Source organism: Enterobacter sp. JJBC, assembly GCF_036936505.1.
GTDB lineage: Bacteria > Pseudomonadota > Gammaproteobacteria > Enterobacterales > Enterobacteriaceae > Enterobacter > Enterobacter hormaechei_C.
The window spans coordinates 3,149,601-3,168,351 of sequence record NZ_CP136935.1 but is presented as its reverse complement, the minus strand read 5'-3'; the positions used below and the strand labels follow the sequence as shown (position 1 = coordinate 3,168,351).

Sequence of the window (18,751 nt, the reverse complement as noted above, 5' to 3'; positions counted from 1 at the left end):
AAAAATGTAACAAAAGCGCACGGTTTTGTGTAGTCGCAACCGTCATTAATTATTTCTTCGATGAATAAATATTGGCTTACGCAGATAACATAATTATGGGTTTATTAATTAATTCTGAAAAAACTTTTTCAAAGCAAATTTACAAAGATCCAGGCATGCATTAAACGAATAGAACATTTAAGATTGCCCGAAACCCTCTTTCCTAATCCGTAAGTCAGACGATGCATGGCTGTAAAAGCCAGGCCGCAGGAATGCTGTGGTTTTTTAAATGTTACTGCCATCACTGTTAATTAATTTAGCGGTAAGGGCTTGTTTTAGAATGGAAAGAATCATTTCGGTACGTATTCGATAATCAATACTATAAAAAGAAATTTTTACTCAATGAAAAACACAACAGTCTTTTCGATATTGTTTTTAATTATTACGCCATTATCTGGCTGCGTATTTTCACCGGGTCAGCATCTGGATCTTGCTGGAAAACAGGTGATGACCACAGAAAATGCAAACGATCGTCTGGAGAAGCGGATTGATGTTTATCCTCTTACGCCTTCGTTAATTGAAAAATTGCGACCATCGGCCCTTAAATCTCAGGCAAATCCTAAGCTGGATGAACAGGTCAAAAACTGGGAATACCGTATCGGCGTTGGGGATATTTTGACCGTCACCGTCTGGGATCACCCTGAACTGACAACCCCGGCAGGGCAGTATCGCAGCGCCAGTGACACCGGTAACTGGGTTAATGCCGACGGTACGCTTTTCTATCCTTATGTCGGTAAATTGCAGGTGGCAGGCAAAACGGTCGCACGGGTACGCGAGGAGATCACGGCCCGGCTGAACAATGTCATTGAAAGTCCGCAGGTGGACGTCAGCGTCGCCTCTTTCCGCTCGCAAAAAGCCTATGTGACGGGCGAGGTGGTGAAGTCGGGGCAGCAGGCTATCACCAATATCCCGTTAACGGTAATGGATGCCGTGAACGCCGCAGGGGGGCTCTCTGCCGACGCGGACTGGCGCAATGTCGTGCTGACGCATAATGGGAAGGATATGCGCCTCTCGCTATATGCGCTGATGCAGCATGGCGATCTCACCCAAAATAAGCTGCTCTATCCCGGCGATATTCTGTTTGTCCCCCGTAACGATGCGCTGAAAGTGTTCGTCATGGGCGAGGTCGTTAAACAGAGCACGCTGAAAATGGATCGCAGCGGCATGACCCTGGCCGAAGCGCTGGGCAATGCGGGTGGGCTGAACCAGAATATGGCCGATGCCACCGGAATTTTTGTCATTCGTTCGCTGCCGAAAAGCGAGCGTTCAGAGAAAATTGCCAACATCTACCAGCTCAATGCTCAGGACGCATCAGCCATGGTGTTAGGCACCGAGTTTCAGCTTGAGCCTTATGACATTGTCTATGTCACCACTGCACCACTGTCCCGCTGGAATCGCGTGATATCACAGCTTGTTCCGACCATCAGCGGGGTGCATGACCTTACCGAAACGGTTCGTTACATCAGATCGTGGCCGCAATAATGTTCAAATCAATACTCGTGGTTTGCACCGGAAATATCTGCCGTTCTCCGATTGGGGAGCGGCTTTTACGCCAGCACCTGCCCGACAGACATATCGCCTCGGCGGGGATATACGGGCTTGAGGGGAGCCCGGCGGATGACAGCGCCCAGGACGTGGCCTGGCGGCATGGGATCTCCCTCGACGGTCATGTGGCGCGCCGGCTGACACGCAATCTGATGCAGGGAGCCGATCTTATCCTGGTGATGGAGCCGGAACATCTTCGCTTCATTGCGGCCATGGCGCCGGAGAGCAGGGGAAAGTCGCTGCTTTTTGGGCAATGGCTGGAGCCGCAGGATATCCCCGATCCCTACCGTAAAAGCCGGGAAGCGTTTGAATATGTGTTCGGGCTATTGGGTAAAGCCAGCCAGGAATGGGCACGTCGTTTAGGTCAGAAAGGAATGAAGCATTAATGTCGTCTTACACAACAGACAATTATGGTGCAGCGGCACCCCAACAACATGAAGTCGATCTCGTTCGTTTGCTCGTCGAGATGATCGACCACCGCACGATGATTCTGTGCGTGACATTCCTGTTCACCCTATGCGCCGGTCTCTATGCCTGGGTTACGCCCCCTGTTTATCAGGCGGATGCCATGGTGCAAATAGAAAGCAAACAGGATAACAGTCTGCTTAAAGGGCTGAGTCAGCTGGGCACCGATGTTTCGCCGGATGTTGCCCCTGAAATTTTACTGCTGAAATCACGCATGATACTCGGCGAGACCGTCGACAAATTAGGTCTGACGCAGCAGGCAAAGCAGCGCGTTTTGCCTGTGGTGGGGCGTCTCTGGCAGCGTCTGCAAGGGCGTGGGCAGGGTAAGATCACGTTAGGCGAACTCCAGATCCCGCAGGTGGAAGGCAAAGCGCAAGAGCTCACGCTGACCGTACAGGAAGCGGGAAAATATCACCTGACGGGCGAAAACATTGAGGCAGACGGTCGGGTTGGGAAAACGCTGGTCACGCAAGGGATCGTTCTGCTGGTGACGTCGATTGAGGCGACGCCAGGCACGCAATTTTCGCTTAAATCGTTGACGCGGCTGGAGACGATCAACGCCCTGAAGAAGAGCCTCACGGTTGCGGAGTCGGAGAAACAGAGTGGTATCGTGACCTTAACCCTGACGGGTGAAAATCCTGACAACATCGCCCGGGTGCTGAATGCGATTGCTGACAATTATCTTCAGCAAAATATCGCGCGCCAGGAGGCTCAGGATTCTCGTAGTCTGGATTTTTTACAGGAGCAGTTGCCGAAAATCAGAGCGGATCTGGATCAGGCTGAAGCACGGCTGAATGCTTATCGGGCGCAGCGTGACTCGGTGGATCTGTCTTTAGAGGCAAAATCCGTACTGGATCAGGTAGTGAACGTTGAGAACCAGCTAAATGAGCTGACGTTCCGGGAGGCAGAGATCTCCCAGCTCTTTAAAAAGAGTCACCCTACCTATCGTGCATTGCATGAAAAGAGACAGACCCTTGAGCGGGAACGGGATCGCCTGAATAACCGTGTGTCAGCTATGCCCTCCACGCAGCAGGAGATTTTACGCCTGAGCCGCGATGTTGAGTCGGGCCGCACCATTTATTTACAGCTATTGACGCGTCAGCAGGAGCTGAATATTTCCCGCTCCAGCGCTGTCGGGAACGTGAGGATCATTGATGAGGCGGTTACGCACCCGGATCCGATAAAGCCGCGAAAAGCGTTAATCATCATTCTTGGCGCGCTGTTCGGCCTAATGCTCGCAATGGGGACCGTGCTGGTACGCCAGGCGTTCAAACGTGGGATCACGCTTTCCGAGCAGCTGGAAGCGCAGGGGCTGCCGGTTCTGGCTACGTTGCCACGTTCCCAGTGGCTGTGGAGTAAAACGCATTTGCGCAGAAAAAATCCGTTCTCTCGTCGCTGGAAACACAAAACCTCGGATGTGCCTTTCCTGCCCGTCGATCGCCCTGCTGATATGTTTGTTGAAGCGGTACGCGGGCTGCGAACCAGTCTGTATTTCGCCATGATGGAGGCTGAGAACCGCATTGTGATGATTTCTGGCCCCACTCAGGACTGCGGAAAAACGCTGGTGGCGACGAATCTGGCGGCCGTCGCCGGGCAGAGTGGTCAGCGGGTGCTGTTTATTGATGCGGATATGCGCCAGGGCTATGTTCATAATATTTTTGGCCTGGAGAACCGCTACGGATTGTCCTGCCTGCTTGAAGGGAAATGCGACTTTACGGAGGTCATTCAGCATGCTGAAAAAGCGGGAATTGACGTCATCACCTGCGGCCCGGAACCCCTGCGTCCGTTAGAATTGCTGTTAAGCGAACGCTTCCTTGACATCATGTCCTGGGTTAACGAGCAATATGACATTGTCATCATCGATACACCGCCAGTCCTGGCCGTCACCGATGCCTCGCTGGTCGCCAGAGCAGCCGGAACAACGCTAATGGTTGCCCGTTTCGATAAAACCAGCGTGAAAGAGATGGAGAATACCGTTAAACGTCTCCAGCATGTTGGTGTGAAGGTCAGCGGCACAATCCTCAACGATATTGTTAAATCCGCAGCGCTGTTTTACAGCTCGGGGTACAGCCAGTGTGACTACGGTTATGCTTCGAGGAAAAAAGGAGACAGGCGTTAGCGCGGGAAAAACAATCCCTCTCCCGGGTGGGAGAGGGATAAGCATTACTTCGCCATCACTTCCTGCGCGGTACGCTCAACCAGAGACAGCAGGACTTTAACATCCTCCAGCGTCACGGTTGGGTTCAGCAGGGTCAGCTTCAGGCAGGTGATACCGTTATGCTCGGTCACACCGACGTTTGCACGGCCAGACTCCAGCAGCGCATCGCCAATTTTCTGGTTCAGCAGGGCAATACCGGCGTCATCCATTTGCGCCTGCGGACGGAAGCGGAACAGCACGCTTGCCAGCTGGGGTTGCATCACCAGTTCCAGAGCCGACTGCTCTTTCACGTAAGCCGCAACCTGCTGTGCCAGCGTCACGCCGTGATCGATGATTGCCGCGTATTGCTCCTGACCCAGCGCTTCCAGGCTCATCCACAGTTTCAGCGCGTCGAAACGGCGCGTGGTTTGCAGAGATTTGGAGACCAGGTTAGGTACACCTGCTTCTTCATCGAACTCAGAGTTCAGATAGGCCGCCTGATAGCGCATCAGCTCATAGTGACGCGCTTCCTTCAGCAGGAACGCACCGCAGCTGATGGTCTGGAAGAACTGCTTGTGGAAGTCCAGGGTGACGGAATCCACCAGCTCGATACCGTCCAGGTAGTGACGATACTGCTCAGACATCAGCAGCGCGCCGCCCCAGGCCGCATCAACGTGCACCCAGATATTCTGTTTCGCAGCCAGCTCAGCAATAGCACGCAGCGGATCGATAGCACCCGCATCGGTCGTACCGGCCGTGGCCACAATCGCCAGGATCTGCTCGCCGTTCGCGTTGCACTGTTCGATTTTCGCCGCCAGATCGGTGAGATCCATGCGGGAAAATTCGTCCGTTTTTACCTGCACCACGGACTGGTAGCCCAGACCCATCAGCGCCATGTTTTTCTGCACGGAGAAGTGTGCGTTTTCCGAGCACAGCACGCGGATCTTACGCAGATCGCCTGTCAGACCGTCCTGCTGAACCGAGTGGCCCTGACGCGCAAAGAACGCGTCACGCGCCAGCATCAGCCCCATGAGGTTACTCTGGGTACCGCCGCTGGTGAAGACGCCTGCGTCGCCAGCCTGATAACCCACGCGGGTACGCAGCCACTCGATCAGTTTGATCTCGATGATGGTTGCGGACGGGCTTTGATCCCAGGAGTCCATACTCTGGTTGGTGGCGTTAATCAGTACTTCCGCCGCCTGGCTAACCACCAGGCTTGGGCAGTGCAGGTGCGCCACACACTGCGGGTGATGAACGGACAAGCTGTCTTTCAGGAAGAACTCCACGGCGCGTTCAATCGCCGCTTCGTTACCCAGCCCTTTCGGGTTGAAATCCAGCTTAATACGGTCGCGCAGCTCCGCGACCGTTTTGCCCTGGTACATCTCAGGCAGTTTCAGCCACTGCATCACAGCCTGAGTGCTTTGTTCAATCGCCTGCTGGTAAGCTTCAATGCTCTGCGCAGAGGAGAACAAAATTGGGTTTGAATCAGACATCGTAATCAATAACTCCGGTTACGCCGGGCTAACGCCCGCAGCAAGCAGTGCCTGCTCGAATTTATCCAGGAAGACTTTCAGCTCGTCATCGCTGATCAGCAGAGAAGGCAGCAGACGCAGAACGATACCGTTACGGCCGCCACGCTCCAGAATCAAGCCTGCTTCGAAGCACTTCTTCTGAATCAGTGCAGACAGCTCGCCGTCGCCCGGGAAGCAACCCATGTGGTCAGCGGCTTCGTGCGGCTTAACGATCTCAATACCGATCATCATGCCCAGACCGCGAACGTGACCGATAACCGGATAGCGTTTCGCCATCTCTTTCAGCTGGCCTTTCAGCCATTCGCCCTGTGCGGCCACTTTGCCCGCGATATTCTGGTCTTTCAGGATCTTCAGCGTCGTCAGACCGGTTGCCATCGCCAGCTGGTTGCCGCGGAAGGTACCGGTATGGTGGCCTGGCGCCCATGCATCGAACTGCTTTTTGATACCGAGCACGGCCAGCGGCAGACCGCCACCGACTGCTTTAGACATCACGATGATGTCTGGCTCGATACCTGCGTGTTCGAAGGCAAAGAATTTACCGGTACGGGCAAAGCCAGCCTGGACTTCGTCGAGGATCAGCAGGATACCGTGTTCCTGAGTGACTTTACGGATGCGCTGCAACCACTCAACAGGTGCCGGGTTCACGCCACCTTCACCCTGAACGGCTTCGAGGATCACCGCGGCAGGTTTACGCACGCCGCTTTCAACGTCGTTAATCAGATTTTCGAAGTAGTAGGTCAGCGCCTTCACGCCCGCTTCACCACCGATACCCAGTGGGCAACGGTACTCGTGTGGGTAAGGCATGAACTGGACTTCTGGCATCATACCGTCAACCGCTTCTTTAGGAGACAGGTTGCCGGTGACGGACAGTGCGCCGTGGGTCATACCGTGGTAACCACCAGAGAAACTGATGATACCGCTACGACCGGTCACTTTTTTCGCCAGCTTCAGCGCCGCTTCAACGGCGTCAGCCCCGGACGGGCCAGTAAATTGCAGGCAGTACTCTTTGCCCTGACCAGGCAACAGAGAGAGAAGGTATTCTGAAAACGCGTCTTTCAGCGGCGTGGTCAGATCCAGGGTATGTAACGGCAAGCCGCTGGTAATGACATTTTGGATGCTTTTCAGCACATCAGGATGATTGTGGCCAAGCGCCAGGGTGCCTGCGCCAGCTAAACAGTCAAGGTATTCTTTATTATCTGCATCGGTGATCCACACGCCTTCTGCTTTTGTGATCGCTAAAGGCAGTTTGCGCGGATAACTCCTGACGTTAGATTCAAATTCGGCCTGACGGGCCAGATAGGTTTCGTTGCTTTTGTGGGCATCTACGGTGTCAATACGGACTTTATCCGTCATCATATCACTCCTACAACCGCCGCTTCGTTATGAGCCACGATTGAATAAAAAGTTAAAAAACAGATGGGGCCTGAAAAAAACGCCGCCAATATAGAGCCTTTTGTCACCGGGCTCAATGGTTAATTTGTTTACTGTTTTGTGACACAGGGCACAGGGCAGGGAAGAACGCCGTTTGTATGGGGAAGATTGCACTTTATGCTAAATAAAAACAGCAGCTTACGTATGATTTGTCAGCATTGTAAAATCAGACAAAAGAGTGTGACAAATCGTGCGATTGGCAGGCGAAAAGGAGGCAGAGAGCCTCCTTACGCTGTTTATTTCTGACTAACGCGTAAAACGCCGTGTTCGCGTCCCTTCGTTTTATTCCATGACGCGTCCGTAATACCGTTTTCATCCAGGCTTATCGATATCACAAAACCGTTACCATGGATCTCATAGAAATTCGCATTCAGACGTTTAACGCTGGCTTTTTTGCCGTTCACGGTAGCGCTAAAAAAGCCGTTAGAAAGCGTGGCGTTAACCGTATCCGACGAGAACGAGGCTTCACGCAGGGGATCGTGAACGGATGCCGTTGGTTCGTGTTGTGCCGTGTTTTCCGCTTTGGTTTTGCTGACATCGCAAGAGCCATCGCCAGCGCTAATTTGCGTGCATCCCGAACGTTCTAATTGAGCGCGATAATGGGCGTTTATGGCGTGCGCAGGCGAGACACAACCTGCAAGCACGGTACCACTTATGACTAACATCATTAATTTTTTCATTTTATTGCCTTAAAAACGACACAAATACCAGGAGACATACATCACGCCGATCCAGATCCCGACCGAAATCAGCATTAGATACAGGGCTACCGAAATAAAAATATATTTAGACATCTTTTTGTATCAACGAAATGCTCATCCGCAAAATGAGGCTTTATACTTGTCCCGACGATTGTTTTACGCTTTAAAAGCCCATACCAATCCCAACCGAAGCGCCCATATTATTCGCAGTGTCATCTGAGAAGCTCACTTTCGCGATGACATGGGAATTAAAGTTAACGGACGCACCGACAGCAAGCGCGCTCTCACCGTTGTAAGTCGCACCACCAGCAGAGAACATGACGCGCTGATTGGTTTGCACTTGTGGCAAACCCGCCATCGCCATCGCCCTTGAAATACCGGCATTAGCCTGCTTCTTATTATTGTCCACTTCATCACGCAGAGATTTAAATTGCTGGCTGGTGTTAGTATTCATTGCCTGTAATGACTGCCTGGTGGCTTGCAGATCCTGCGTGGCGGCAGTAACAGCCATGCTATTTTTAGCGACCTTCGCCTGGGTAGCTGTATCCAGCTGTCGTTGTGTCACGGTGGTTGTCACACCATCTTTACCGTTATGACCGTCTGCACCGTCGCGACCGTTTCTTCCCGCAATGCCTTGTGCGCCAGTATCACCCTTATCACCTTTCATACCTGTCGCGCCAGCATCGCCTTTTTCACCCTTCGCGCCAGTTACACCGGTATCCCCTTTATCGCCCTTTGCGCCAGTCGCGCCGGTATCCCCTTTATCACCTTTCGCTCCATCTGCACCGTTGATGGGTTTAGGTGCATTTTCGAGAGCAGTAAGGCGGCTATCCTGAATATTATCGACGTGTTGAAGGTTGATAATGGCTGTGCCGTTAGTCGCCACACCCTGTAAGGCCGTCTCACTTTTCAGACTGGCGGTATCGGCAAGTGCGCCAGCAAGCAACGCTTTCTGATGTGCGTCGTTAGCCATTTTATCCACGACTAACACGCCCAGTTTTGTGGACTGAAGGTCGTCGTTAACCTGCGTTAAGCGGTTATCCGTTGCGCTATCACGGTTAATACTATCAGCGTTGTTTTGTGTAATTTGATCCTGATGGTCATTTACAATATTAGTGATTTGCTGATCGTCCCAAACCGTATTCGCGGCTTCAGCCTGGCTCATTGTACCCGCTAAGACAATGCCCATTACAAAAATAGCAGTAAAGTTTTTATTCATAGATTTCATTTAAAAAGCTCACATCATTAATTATCGAAAATACTGAAGCTGAACAGCTTTATTTTTTGGATTAAAAAAAACGGTTGAAGATTATCTAAATCTTATTTAGTAACGCGAGTGAACTATCAATTAAACGCAAACCAATGATGTTGATCTAAGTCATAAATACTATGAATAGTTCCGAGGGCGTAAAAGTCATTTTGCGGTTGTTATTAATGTAAACATTAAAGTGAAAATGACGAGGGAAATGAGAGGGTCAGATTAAGTAATTGACAGAAATAAATTTTTGCAAAATAAATGTTTACATTGATGACTGAGTTTATTTCATACGAAAGAAGGTGGGCTGTCTTATAAAATCACTCCCGGTGAGTCATTATGGATAAAAATAAAATTTCTCAGCACAGAAAGTGAATATTATATTTAATGAGTTCTTAACAAATATGGCGGGATAATTAACTGAACAATAATGTATACATATTGAGCGTAGTTAATATCTTGTCGTTTATTGTTCGTTACAGGGGGTTAACGGACAGCCCAAAACTCCTTGCACCCGGGTTACCCCCCGGTTACACTACATGACTACGAAATGCCATTTTGTAAGTAACTATTTTATAAGTAATTTGACTCGGGGTGCCCTTCTTTGTGAAGGCTGAGAAATACCCGTATTACCTGATCTGGATAATGCCAGCGTAGGGAAGTCAGATGCCTACCCGGTCATCGCTTCTTCACGCACGGCAGGAGCGAAACCATGCAGCCTGACCTGCTCGACTCACACGTTTTACATCAATTCCGAACCCGTTCCCCGCTCACGCACTGTATGACCAACGATGTCGTGCAGACCTTCACCGCCAACGTGCTGCTCGCGCTGGGCGCTTCCCCGGCAATGGTGATCGAAGCCGAGGAAGCGGAACAGTTTGCCGCGCTTGCCGATGCTCTGCTCATCAACGTGGGTACACTCACCGCACCGCGCGCCCAGTCGATGCGTCGGGCTATTGAGAGCGCTGTAGCCGCGGGCACACCCTGGGTTCTGGATCCGGTTGCGGTTGGCGCGCTGGCGTTCCGCACCCGTTTTTGCCAGCAAATATTATCCCTTAAACCTGCGGCCATTCGTGGAAACGCCTCCGAAATCCTCGCCCTTGCCGGAATGAGTGCGGGCGGGCGCGGGGTTGATTCCACCGATACGGCAGCGAGCGCGTTGACCGCTGCGCAGACGCTCGCCCGTCAGACCCATGCCGTTGTGGTCGTCACAGGAGAAGTGGATCACATCACTGATGGTCAGCGAACCCGTACGGTCGCGGGCGGCGACCTGCTGATGACCCGCGTGGTAGGAACTGGCTGTGCGCTCTCGGCGGTCGTCGCCGCCTGCTGCTCGCTGCCTGGCGACAGGCTTGATAACGCGACGGCTGCCTGCGGCTTCATGAAGCGCGCAGGGTCAGTTGCCCTGACTCAAAGCCGGGGGCCCGGCAGCTTTTCCTCCGCGTTTCTGGATGCGCTTTACGCGCTGGAGGAGCTGGTATGACACGCATTAATGCTCTGACTATTGCGGGCACCGATCCCAGCGGCGGAGCGGGGATCCAGGCAGACCTGAAAACCTTCTCTGCGCTCGGCGCTTATGGATGCTCGGTTATCACCGCGCTGGTGGCGCAAAACACGCGCGGTGTACAGTCGGTGTATCGCATTGAGCCGGATTTTGTCGCCGCACAGCTGGATTCGGTATTCAGCGATGTACGTATCGACACCACCAAAATTGGCATGCTCGCAGAGGCGGACATTGTTGAAGCGGTCGCGGAACGTCTCAAACGTTATCAGATAAAAAACGTGGTGCTCGATACCGTGATGCTGGCCAAAAGCGGCGATCCGCTGCTCTCCGCCTCTGCCGTCGACACCCTGCGTAAAAAGCTGCTGCCGCAGGTGGCGCTGATCACGCCAAACCTGCCTGAGGCCGCCGCGCTGCTGGATGCGCCACACGCGCAAAACGAACGTGAAATGAAAGAGCAGGGCAATGCGCTGCTGGCGATGGGGTGTCGCGCGGTGCTGATGAAAGGCGGCCATCTTGATGATGCAGAAAGCCCGGACTGGCTCTTCACCCACGATGGTGCGCAACGTTTCACCGCCCCGCGCGTACAGACCAAAAACACCCACGGCACGGGCTGTACGCTCTCGGCGGCGCTGGCGGCGCTGCGTCCCCGAAACGCGAACTGGGCGGATACGGTACAGGAGGCGAAGATCTGGCTCTCGGACGCGCTGGCAAAAGCCGATTCTCTGGAAGTGGGTCACGGTATTGGGCCGGTTCACCATTTTCATGCATGGTGGTAAGCCGTATACTGGCATAAAACCTTATGCCAGAGAAAAACAGAGATGGAACAAGCGCATACCCGGTTAATTGCTCAACTCAAGGAACGAATTGCCGCACCGGACAACACGCCGTTGTACCTGAAATTTGCCGAAACGGTTAAAAACGCGGTACGCAGCGGCGTGCTCGCGCACGGTAATATTTTGCCTGGCGAGCGCGATCTGAGCCAGCTGGCCGGTGTGTCGCGCATTACGGTGCGTAAAGCGATGCAGGCGCTGGAAGAGGCTGGCGTCGTCACCCGCGCGCGTGGATACGGGACGCAAATCAACAATATCTTTGAATATTCGCTAAAAGAGGCGCGCGGGTTTTCTCAGCAGGTGGTGCTGCGGGGCAAAACGCCCAACACGCTGTGGGTCAATAAACGCGTCGTGAAATGTCCGGAGGAGATCGCCCGCCACCTTTCCCTTGCGCCAGACAGTGATGTATTTCTGCTTAAGCGCATCCGCTATGTGGATGACGATGCGGTATCGATAGAGGAGTCCTGGGTACCAGTAGGATTAATTCCCAACCCGGACGACATTGGCGTCTCGCTTTATGATTACTTCCGCAGCCAGAATATCTTTCCGCAGCGCACCCGGTCCCGCGTCAGCGCCCGGATGCCGGACAGCGAGTTTCAGGCGCATATCAAGATGGACGATAAGATACCGGTGCTGGTGATCAAGCAAGTCGCGCTCGATCAACAGCACCGGCCAATTGAGTACAGCATCAGCTACTGCCGCAGCGACCTATACGTCTTTGTGTGCGAGGAGTAGGGCCTCGCGCGTGGGGGCGCAGTCGCCACCGCGATGGCTGACTACCCAGGCGGCTACGGCATTGCCAAGCTGCACCGCCTCTGGCAGTGACCATCCCGCGGCCAGACCGGCAAGGGTACCTCCCGCATGGCTGTCACCCGCGCCGATGGTATCGACCACGGTAGCAGGAAACGCCGGAACGTGTCCGGAAGCGTCACCGTCATACCAGACCGCCCCGTCTTTATCATGGCGTACGATCAGCGCAGCGCCAAACCTCTGCTGCCACCGTGTGCCGAGCTCTTCCACGCTTACGCCAAGCCATTCTGCGGCAAGTTCCGCCTCCTGACGATTAAGCGAGACCATCGGTTTGCAGGCCATAATCCTTGCCATCAGCGGGTCGGGAATATCCGCGATGCGCGGACCGAAATCGATAAAGAGCGTCGCATCCTGAAGACTTTCCAGCCAGGCCGTCAGCAGCTCACCGCTGGGGGACGCCAGCTGGTAGCCGGACAAAGAGATCAGGCTCCCTGCCGGCACGCTTAACCCGTCCAGCCAGCGCTGCTGCCACTGATTCTCCACGCCGCTGAACGACATAAAGGTCCGTTCACCGTCAGGCTCCACCAGCGCCAGGCACCAGCCGTTATCGCCCGTTTCCGCTTCCACGGCGCTGTGCAGATCCTGCTTCGCCATGGCGTTACGGATAATATCGGCCCACACGCCGTGGCCGACAGGAAGCGCGTTTTGCGCAGCAATGCCGAGCCGCTTCAGGGCGATGGCGATATTCAGCGCGCAGCCGCCAATATTCACTCCCTGTTGCTTCAGTTCGATATCACACCCGCGCCAGGGCAGAGCGTAGGCGTCGGCAATCACGTCGATGACCGCCGCGCCGAGCACCGTTACGGGACGCGTGGCGTGAAGGGTTTCGAGACGGCGGGCAAAAGCACTCATACGCCCTCCCTGTGCTCCCGGAAGTGCAGCAGTTTTTCACAGTAGTGGCCGAAATCGAGCCGGTTTACGGCATCAAGTTCGTTTTTGAGTGCCGGATCAATGGCCTGTACACCGTGCAGCGCGCCGCAGATGGCTGTTGCCATCGCGCCGATAGTGTCAGTATCACCACCCAGGTTGGCGCATAACACCGCGCAGCGGTTCGGATCGGTACCCGCGAGTTCGACCATCGCAATCGCCGCCGGAACGGACTCAAGGGTGCTCGTGCCTGCGCCAATAAGCTGATAGATCTGCTCGCTGGCGGTCTCGGTACCGTTGGCTTCGCGCACGGTTTTCAGGGCCAGCTCAATACGAGCGGAAAGCGATGCGCTGAAGGTGGTCGTGTTCGCCTCCTGTGCCGCACGGGCAATACCCGGCAGGGCATCGGCGATGTTCTGCCAGCGCTCGCCGTCGATAGCGCGTGAAACCGCCCAGGCGATCACCACCGCACCGGCGATAGCGAGATCCGATTTATGGGTCGGGCTGGAGGCTAACGCAACCTGTTCCACAAAGTGCGCCAGACGCGTGGCCGGCAGCAGGCATCCCAGCGGGGAGGCGCGCATCGCCGCACCGTTGGTGACGCCGTTGTTCTCCAGCTGGCTCACCGGCTTGCCGTCACGGATGGCGTTCAGGGCAATTTTGGAGGTCGGGCCGAGCACATTCTTATTGAACGCGTCAAAATCCAGCGCCCAGTCCAGAATATGCTTACCGATAACGTCAGGGTTAATTTCCCCCTCGCATTCGATAATCGCATCGGCCAGGCACAGCGCCATCGACGTATCATCCGTAAATTCGGCCTGCTTAAAGTAACAGGCGGCATTATTCTCAGCCGGGCCGGGTAAGAAACGGTCGATCCAGCCGAAGTGCGCTTTCACCCGCTTGCGCGGCCACAGCTCCGACGGCATTCCCATCGCATCCCCTAACGCCTGCCCGTAAAGAGCACCGAGAATACGGTCTTGTTTCATTTAACTTCCCCTCGTGTCAGCGCGGTATCGCCATCAACCACCTCAATTGCGGTGATCTCTTTATCCGATTCGCGGAAAAACAGCATAAACAGCACGGCAATCACCACAATCATGATTGCACCAAACGTCCACATTCCGGCCCAGTTGAAGGTCAGCCCATTCACCGGCTCTTTATATGCGAACATTTTTTCCATCATCACGCCGCCGAGACGGTAACCCAGCAGGCTACCAAAGCCCTGACAGCACAGCGTGATCAAGCCCTGCGCCGCGTTGCGCATATGCACGGGCGCTTTTTTATCCACGTAGATGTACGCGGTGACGTAATAGAAGTCATAGCTTACGCCGTGCAGCAGAATGCCGAGGAACAGCAGGGCGTAGGTGAAGTATTGCTCGGCGCCACCGTAAACAAAGAAACCGTAGCGAATGGCGGCGGTGATCAGGCCCAGCAGCAAGACCTTCTTAATACCAAAGCGTTTGGTAAAGAACGGCAGAGCGAGCATGAAGAAGATTTCAGAGAACTGGCCGAGGGTCATCCAGCCGGTGGCGTTTTTCATTCCCACTTCGGTGAGATAGCCGTTGGCAAAGATGTAGTAGAAGGCCAGCGGCATGGCGAACAGGAACGAGCAGAAGAAGAACACCAGAAAGTTTTTATCGCGCAGCAGGATCAGCGCATCCAGCCCCAGCATCACTTTGAAATCCAGCTTGCCGGTACTCTTTGGTGGCGTGTTCGGCAGGAACAGCGCGAAGACGCCGAGCAGAAGGGAGCTGGCAGCGGTCATCAGCAGCGGAATATTGGTGTCAGAGATGTCGCTATAGCCCATCATCTGCGGCAGGAAGCCGCACGCCAGGCCGGAGGCAATCCAGCCGATGGTGCCCATCACGCGGATGCGCGGGAAATCAGCCTCTACGTCATCGACGTTCGCGAAGGCGATGCTGTTGGTCAGCGCGATGGTCGGCATATAGGTCAGGGAGTAGGCCAGCAGCAGCGGGAAGAAGGTGCTGAACTGGGTTTGCTGTGCTGCGAAATACATCAGAATCGCGCCAGCGAACATCAGCACGGCCAGCACTTTCTGGGCGGCGAAGAAACGGTCCGTCAGCGAGCCGACCAGGATAGGAGAGAGGATCGCGGCAATCGCGGTACAGGCATACGACCAGCCAATTTCCCCGGCGGTAAACCCGCTCTTACTCAGCCACAGCCACAGCGGCACAAACCATGCGCCCCAGATAAACCATTCAACGAACATCATGAATGACAGTTGGACTTTCGTTTTCATTTTTTAATCCTGCATGTCAGAGGTACGCATGTAACATACCATGTGATAATACCTTTTAAATACCTTTAAGGCGATTGTTTGATCAGTGTAACAAAAATGTTGTACACGAAACGAGCCAGCAGATTGTGCTTAAAAAAGTTGCAAATGGTGGAAAATAGGTTAAGTCGGTACCAGGCTTAGTCTGCCTGCAAAAACGTGGGCTTGGATCACACGCTCCGACATCATGTCGGACTTACGGGAGCATCACTATGACTGATATTGCGCAGCTGCTTGGCAAAGACGCCGACAGCCTTTTACAGCATCGTTGTATGACCATTCCAGCCGACCAGCTTTATCTGCCTGGCCATGATTACGTAGACCGGGTCATGGTCGACAACAACCGTCCGCCTGCCGTACTGCGAAACATGCAGACGCTTTACAATACCGGCCGTCTGGGCGGGACCGGCTATCTCTCCATTCTGCCCGTTGACCAGGGCGTAGAGCACTCGGCGGGAGCGTCGTTTGCTGCTAACCCGCTCTACTTTGACCCGAAAAACATTGTCGAGCTGGCGATTGAAGCAGGGTGTAACTGTGTGGCATCGACGTATGGCGTGCTGGCCTCCGTTTCTCGCCGCTATGCTCACCGCATTCCGTTCCTCGTCAAGCTGAACCACAACGAAACCCTGAGCTACCCAACCGAATATGACCAGACGCTGTACGCCAGCGTCGAGCAGGCGTTCAACATGGGCGCGGTGGCGGTCGGGGCAACCATCTATTTCGGCTCTGAACAGTCGCGACGTCAGATTGAAGAAATCTCCGCGGCGTTCGAGCGTGCCCACGAGCTGGGCATGGTAACCGTGCTGTGGGCCTATCTGCGTAACGCGTCATTCAAGAAAGACGGCGTGGATTACCACGTATCAGCGGATCTGACCGGTCAGGCAAACCACCTGGCGGCAACCATCGGCGCGGACATCGTGAAGCAGAAAATGGCCGAGAATAACGGCGGCTATAAAGCGGTGAACTTTGGCTATACCGACGACCGCGTGTACAGCAAGCTGACCAGCGACAACCCGATCGATCTGGTGCGCTACCAGCTGGCGAACTGCTACATGGGCCGCGCCGGGCTGATTAACTCCGGCGGTGCGGCAGGCGGTGAAACCGACCTGACCGACGCGGTGCGCACGGCGGTCATTAACAAACGTGCGGGCGGTATGGGGCTGATCCTGGGCCGTAAGGCGTTTAAAAAATCCATGGCCGACGGCGTGAAGCTGATTAATGCGGTTCAGGATGTCTATCTGGACAGTAAAGTCACGATTGCCTGACGCCACCGTATCCCTCTCCCCCGTGGGCTGAGGGTTCCTCACAAAATAATGCCTGCACAAACGGCCCCCTCTCCCTTGAGGGAGAGGGTGGCTCAGTCGCCACCACCCTGGCGACCCGGGCTCCCGGCGGTAAATCGCCGCTTCGCGGTCCCTTCGGCTTATTCCTTCCGGCTTATCGGGGACGGGCGGAAGTAACATCCCTGTACAGCCCGCCCTCTCGGCGCATCCCTGCGCCTCGCCCCGGCCTACAGGAAACGCCTCAGCGATTTACAGCCGGACCGAGGCATCGCTGAAAGCCCTCAGTTATTCTGAGGCAACGTTATCGCTTTTGCTTTCAAATTACTGGGGAACCCTCAGCCCTGTGGGGAGAGGGCATTATCGCGCACGCTGTAAAAAATCAGCGCAACAGCACGCAGTCCGGCGGCAATCGGCACTGCAACGCCCCGGGCAAGACCTCAATGCGGAATCGTTCGCCGCTGAGTGGCTCTCCGTCGAGGTTAAAGGTCATGCCGTGTGGGGCTATCACTTCAAACCACGCGGATTTCCCGTCGATGATATTGGGGCTCTCCTCTGGCTGCGTCAGCGTCGTAAACAGCGCAGGCAGCAGCCCGTCACCGGTAAAAATGCGCAGCTGTAGCTGACCGTCATTAATCAGCGCTTCCGGGCAAAGCTGCTGTCCGCCGCCTGCCTGACGCCCGTTGCCGATACCAATCACCAGCGCGTCGCCCTGCCAGTGGAAGTTCTCACCGTGAATTTCACAGCTGTCGGGCTTGAGGGTGTCCATGCGCATTAGGCCATGGATGAGATACGAAACGCCGCCCAGCGCGGCCTTCAGTTTTTCCGGCGTTTCGCTGGTGATCCGCGTGCCGAAACCGCCCGTTGCCATATTGATAAAGCAGGTTCTTTCATTCACCTGCGCAATATCGACGGCGGTCGCTTTCCCGAGGATAGCCAGTTGCAGTGCTTTGCCTAAATCCTCAGGTATACCGGCGCTGGTGGCAAAATCGTTGGCGGTACCGAGCGGTAAAATCCCCATCGCCGGGCGAGCTGCGGCGTTGAGGTCAATGAGCGCACCGGCGATCTCGTTGATCGTTCCGTCGCCGCCGCCGGAAATGATGGTCTCAGCGCCTAACCTGATACCTTCATCGATATAGCGCGCCGCATCGCCTTTTTCAAAGGTCACCCGCACGTGAATGCGCGCGCCATCTTCACGCAATTCGGTAATCGCCTGGCGCAGCAGATCGTTGCCTGCACTCTTGCCGTTAAGAATTAATAAACTGTCTGGATAGGTTGCCATCCGGGTTGCTCCCTTTTTTAGCTATAGAAAGAGTGTATCCCAGAGAGGGAAAAAGCGGGTAAGAACAGGATGAAAGGCAAAAAATAAGCCCGCGTAAGGGCTTTGAAATCGACTAAAGAACCCCGTAGCGCTTACAGTGCATACTACTGCCGCTCAATTGACTATTGTGGTCAACGTTTGAGGTGTGACATTGGCCTTGCCTCGATTTTGAGCTGCTTACGCCAGACCCGATTATGTAGCGTTAGCGCAATGGAGCGGTAAAAAATCGATGAATTCATCCACATAATGTTCAGAAAGAAACATCCCAGCCCCAGCAAAGAGGTTATTTGCGGTGTGTAGTTCTCAACAGGGCCGAATAAAAGCGAAATCCCCGTCCAGATGAAATAAATGATGCTCATTATGCCTGTCAGCGTAATGACGAAAATATGCAGCTTATATCCAGGCAAAGAACCCCGTGTAGTCAGAAACATCGTGCTCATCACTACCAGACAATACACAATCGCTGCAATGAATACTCCCATCATAACCTTAAATTCGGGTAAGCCGAGCCAGCGAAACAGCAACAACCAGAGGGACACTTGCAGCATGGCGTAGCAAAAAATAGCCAGTAACGTGCTCACTGCCAAAGGAATTCCTGTCATATGGACGCCCACAGGAACGCCGAACCGATCTTTTAACTGTTCTTTTAATGTTTCAAGCTGGTTGAGATCATCGGTCGCCATTTTACTTTTAACCAAAGCACTTAATGCAAGGCTATCTTTAATGTATTTCATCATG

The 18,751-nt window shown here is 54.2% G+C and carries 16 protein-coding genes and 1 riboswitch; of the genes, 7 read left to right on the top strand and 9 right to left on the bottom strand.

The genetic code is table 11. From position 1 onward, the window contains the following. Positions 1–381: 381 nt before the first annotated feature. The 3 genes from RY075_RS15255 to RY075_RS15245 are packed head-to-tail and all read left to right on the top strand — an operon-like array spanning position 382 to position 4,168. Complete coding sequence (locus RY075_RS15255; protein WP_032609687.1) at positions 382–1,521, top strand: polysaccharide export protein; 1,140 nt, start codon at positions 382–384, stop codon at positions 1,519–1,521. Next, a complete protein-coding gene (locus RY075_RS15250) occupies positions 1,521–1,970 on the top strand; it encodes a protein tyrosine phosphatase (protein WP_058648597.1) in 450 nt (149 codons plus the stop codon). Before RY075_RS15255 ends, RY075_RS15250 begins: the two co-directional genes overlap by 1 nt. Then, positions 1,970–4,168: a polysaccharide biosynthesis tyrosine autokinase gene (locus RY075_RS15245; RefSeq protein WP_058648596.1), complete on the top strand. Its 2,199-nt coding sequence runs from the start codon at positions 1,970–1,972 to the stop codon at positions 4,166–4,168. The genes RY075_RS15250 and RY075_RS15245 overlap by 1 nt, the downstream gene beginning before the upstream one ends. Positions 4,169–4,212: 44 nt before the next feature. Here RY075_RS15245 and RY075_RS15240 read toward each other — a convergent pair whose 3' ends face one another. From RY075_RS15240 to RY075_RS15225, 4 genes are all read right to left on the bottom strand, one after another. Next, positions 4,213–5,679 (bottom strand): aspartate aminotransferase family protein, encoded by a 1,467-nt coding sequence (locus RY075_RS15240; protein ID WP_338627815.1) that lies wholly within the window; start codon positions 5,677–5,679, stop codon positions 4,213–4,215. Between the two features lie 18 nt (positions 5,680–5,697). After that, the gene (locus tag RY075_RS15235) at positions 5,698–7,074 is read right to left on the bottom strand and encodes a diaminobutyrate--2-oxoglutarate transaminase (protein ID WP_015572345.1); all 1,377 of its coding nucleotides are present in this window, start codon (positions 7,072–7,074) and stop codon (positions 5,698–5,700) included. 311 nt (positions 7,075–7,385) lie between these two features. Beyond that, entirely contained in the window at positions 7,386–7,829 is a 444-nt protein-coding gene (locus RY075_RS15230; RefSeq protein ID WP_003859249.1) for a hypothetical protein, read from the bottom strand. A gap of 184 nt (positions 7,830–8,013) precedes the next feature. Then, complete coding sequence (locus RY075_RS15225) at positions 8,014–9,069, bottom strand: YadA C-terminal domain-containing protein (RefSeq protein WP_109949184.1); 1,056 nt, start codon at positions 9,067–9,069, stop codon at positions 8,014–8,016. A gap of 616 nt (positions 9,070–9,685) precedes the next feature. Beyond that, positions 9,686–9,782, top strand: a riboswitch (TPP riboswitch). 35 nt (positions 9,783–9,817) lie between these two features. Between RY075_RS15225 and thiM the strand changes: the two genes are divergently transcribed. From thiM to RY075_RS15210, 3 genes are read left to right on the top strand one after another with little or no spacing between them, the layout of a single operon-like run. Beyond that, positions 9,818–10,588, top strand: a complete 771-nt coding sequence (gene thiM, locus RY075_RS15220) for a hydroxyethylthiazole kinase (protein WP_170851338.1) — start codon at positions 9,818–9,820, stop codon at positions 10,586–10,588. Beyond that, positions 10,585–11,385, top strand: a complete 801-nt coding sequence (gene thiD / locus RY075_RS15215; RefSeq protein ID WP_003859244.1) for a bifunctional hydroxymethylpyrimidine kinase/phosphomethylpyrimidine kinase — start codon at positions 10,585–10,587, stop codon at positions 11,383–11,385. The genes thiM and thiD overlap by 4 nt, the downstream gene beginning before the upstream one ends. A gap of 42 nt (positions 11,386–11,427) precedes the next feature. Beyond that, the gene (locus RY075_RS15210; protein ID WP_003859242.1) at positions 11,428–12,174 is read left to right on the top strand and encodes a GntR family transcriptional regulator; all 747 of its coding nucleotides are present in this window, start codon (positions 11,428–11,430) and stop codon (positions 12,172–12,174) included. On the opposite strand, the gene RY075_RS15205 is transcribed toward RY075_RS15210, so the two are convergent. Genes RY075_RS15205 through RY075_RS15195 form a run of 3 tightly spaced genes read right to left on the bottom strand, consistent with a single transcriptional unit; the run spans position 12,148 to position 15,376 of the window. Further along, on the bottom strand, positions 12,148–13,101 hold the full coding sequence (locus RY075_RS15205; protein ID WP_003859240.1) for a PfkB family carbohydrate kinase: 954 nt from the start codon (positions 13,099–13,101) through the stop codon (positions 12,148–12,150). The two genes, RY075_RS15210 and RY075_RS15205, sit on opposite strands and share 27 nt — an antisense overlap. Then, positions 13,098–14,102 (bottom strand): ADP-ribosylglycohydrolase family protein, encoded by a 1,005-nt coding sequence (locus RY075_RS15200; protein WP_003859238.1) that lies wholly within the window; start codon positions 14,100–14,102, stop codon positions 13,098–13,100. The genes RY075_RS15205 and RY075_RS15200 overlap by 4 nt, the downstream gene beginning before the upstream one ends. Further along, entirely contained in the window at positions 14,099–15,376 is a 1,278-nt protein-coding gene (locus tag RY075_RS15195; RefSeq protein WP_003859236.1) for a nucleoside permease, read from the bottom strand. Before RY075_RS15195 ends, RY075_RS15200 begins: the two co-directional genes overlap by 4 nt. Positions 15,377–15,624: 248 nt before the next feature. Here RY075_RS15195 and fbaB point away from each other — a divergent pair, with 248 nt between their 5' ends. Beyond that, positions 15,625–16,677, top strand: coding sequence for a class I fructose-bisphosphate aldolase (gene fbaB / locus RY075_RS15190; RefSeq protein WP_000129585.1), 1,053 nt, complete (start codon positions 15,625–15,627; stop codon positions 16,675–16,677). A 397-nt stretch (positions 16,678–17,074) separates the two neighbouring features. On the opposite strand, the gene yegS is transcribed toward fbaB, so the two are convergent. Both yegS and RY075_RS15180 read right to left on the bottom strand, forming a co-directional pair. After that, a complete protein-coding gene (gene yegS, locus RY075_RS15185) occupies positions 17,075–17,974 on the bottom strand; it encodes a lipid kinase YegS (protein WP_023314523.1) in 900 nt (299 codons plus the stop codon). 170 nt (positions 17,975–18,144) lie between these two features. Further along, positions 18,145–18,750 (bottom strand): hypothetical protein, encoded by a 606-nt coding sequence (locus tag RY075_RS15180; RefSeq protein ID WP_022651497.1) that lies wholly within the window; start codon positions 18,748–18,750, stop codon positions 18,145–18,147. Position 18,751 lies beyond the last annotated feature (1 nt).

Excerpts from the sequence above, each read along its gene's own strand:
- RY075_RS15180 (WP_022651497.1), bottom strand. The coding sequence starts at position 18,750 with ATGATGAAATACATTAAAGATAGCCTTGCATTAAGTGCTTTGGTTAAA.
- RY075_RS15205 (WP_003859240.1), bottom strand. The coding sequence starts at position 13,101 with ATGAGTGCTTTTGCCCGCCGTCTCGAAACCCTTCACGCCACGCGTCCC.
- RY075_RS15250 (WP_058648597.1), top strand. The coding sequence starts at position 1,521 with ATGTTCAAATCAATACTCGTGGTTTGCACCGGAAATATCTGCCGTTCT.
- thiM (WP_170851338.1), top strand. The coding sequence starts at position 9,818 with ATGCAGCCTGACCTGCTCGACTCACACGTTTTACATCAATTCCGAACC.
- RY075_RS15245 (WP_058648596.1), top strand. The coding sequence starts at position 1,970 with ATGTCGTCTTACACAACAGACAATTATGGTGCAGCGGCACCCCAACAA.
- RY075_RS15240 (WP_338627815.1), bottom strand. The coding sequence starts at position 5,679 with ATGTCTGATTCAAACCCAATTTTGTTCTCCTCTGCGCAGAGCATTGAA.
- RY075_RS15255 (WP_032609687.1), top strand. The coding sequence starts at position 382 with ATGAAAAACACAACAGTCTTTTCGATATTGTTTTTAATTATTACGCCA.
- thiD (WP_003859244.1), top strand. The coding sequence starts at position 10,585 with ATGACACGCATTAATGCTCTGACTATTGCGGGCACCGATCCCAGCGGC.
- yegS (WP_023314523.1), bottom strand. The coding sequence starts at position 17,974 with ATGGCAACCTATCCAGACAGTTTATTAATTCTTAACGGCAAGAGTGCA.
- RY075_RS15200 (WP_003859238.1), bottom strand. The coding sequence starts at position 14,102 with ATGAAACAAGACCGTATTCTCGGTGCTCTTTACGGGCAGGCGTTAGGG.
- RY075_RS15210 (WP_003859242.1), top strand. The coding sequence starts at position 11,428 with ATGGAACAAGCGCATACCCGGTTAATTGCTCAACTCAAGGAACGAATT.
- RY075_RS15230 (WP_003859249.1), bottom strand. The coding sequence starts at position 7,829 with ATGAAAAAATTAATGATGTTAGTCATAAGTGGTACCGTGCTTGCAGGT.
- RY075_RS15195 (WP_003859236.1), bottom strand. The coding sequence starts at position 15,376 with ATGAAAACGAAAGTCCAACTGTCATTCATGATGTTCGTTGAATGGTTT.
- RY075_RS15225 (WP_109949184.1), bottom strand. The coding sequence starts at position 9,069 with ATGAATAAAAACTTTACTGCTATTTTTGTAATGGGCATTGTCTTAGCG.
- fbaB (WP_000129585.1), top strand. The coding sequence starts at position 15,625 with ATGACTGATATTGCGCAGCTGCTTGGCAAAGACGCCGACAGCCTTTTA.
- RY075_RS15235 (WP_015572345.1), bottom strand. The coding sequence starts at position 7,074 with ATGATGACGGATAAAGTCCGTATTGACACCGTAGATGCCCACAAAAGC.